Origin of the sequence: Nguyenibacter vanlangensis (assembly GCF_013376155.1) — a bacterium.
Classification (GTDB): Bacteria; Pseudomonadota; Alphaproteobacteria; order Acetobacterales; family Acetobacteraceae; genus Gluconacetobacter; species Gluconacetobacter vanlangensis.
Map to the genome: position 1 here is coordinate 1 of NZ_JABXXP010000841.1, position 1115 is coordinate 1115.

2 protein-coding genes are annotated in these 1115 nt (G+C 70.5%); both read left to right on the forward strand.

The window, feature by feature from the left end; translation table 11 throughout:
• On the forward strand, positions 1-893 hold an 893-nt coding region (locus HUK84_RS19535), incomplete at its 5' end, for an MBL fold metallo-hydrolase (protein ID WP_176641691.1).
• Positions 894-910: 17 nt separating this feature from the next.
• Positions 911-1115 (forward strand): TSUP family transporter (locus HUK84_RS19540; protein ID WP_176641692.1); only part of this gene is annotated, 205 nt, incomplete at its 3' end.

The window sequence follows — 1115 nt, forward strand, 5'->3', positions numbered from 1 at the left end:
GGCAGGTCGCCGCCTGGTCGGGCCGGCCGGACGCGCCGGTGGTGCGCAGCTTCTTCGACCGGGCGACCTTTACCGCCACCCATGTGGTGCATGATCCGGCGACCAGGCAGGCGGCGGTGGTCGACAGCGTGCTGGATTACGACCCGGCCTCGGGCCGGACGGGGCACCTGTCGGCGCTGGCCGTCCTGGACTATCTGCGGGCCGAGGGGCTGCAGGTCGCCTGGCATCTGGAAACCCATGTCCATGCCGACCATCTGTCGGCGGCGCCCTGGCTGCAGCATCAGACCGGTGGGGCGCTGGCCATCGGGGCGGAAATCGTCCGCGTGCAGCAGGTCTTCGGCAAGATCTTCAACGAGGGCACCGAATTCGCCCGCGACGGATCGCAGTTCGACCGTCTGTTCACCGATGGCGAGACGTTCCGCCTGGGGGCGATCGATGCGATCGCCCTGCATGTGCCGGGCCATACCCCGGCCGACATGGCTTTCGTGATCGGCGACGCGGCCTTTATCGGCGACACGCTGTTCATGCCCGATTACGGGACCGCGCGGGCCGATTTCCCCGGCGGCGACGCGCGGATGCTCTATCGGTCCACGCGGCGGCTGCTGTCGCTGCCGGATGCGACGCGGCTGTTCCTCTGCCACGATTACGGGGCGCCCGGGCGGCCCGATTTCGCCTGGGAAACCACGGTGGGGGCCGAGCGCGCGGGCAATATCCACGTGCATGACGGCGTGGCCGAGGACAGTTTCGTGGCCATGCGCACGACGCGCGACGCGGCGCTGGACCTCCCGCGGCTGATCATGCCCTCGGTGCAGGTGAATATGCGCGGCGGGCACCTGCCGCCGCCGGAATCGAACGGCACGCGCTATATCAAGATCCCGCTGGACACGCTGTAAGCGGGCCGGCCGTCGCGATGGAACCCGTGCAGGCTGGGCTGGGCGTGCTGTCGGGCGTGCTGGTCGGTTTTACCCTGGGGCTGGTGGGCGGCGGGGGGTCGATCCTGGCGGTGCCGCTGATGGTCTATCTGGTCGGGCTGCGCGACGCGCATGTCGCGATCGGCACCAGCGCGGCGGCGGTCGCCGCCAATGCCCTGGCCGGGCTGGCCAGCCACGCGCGGG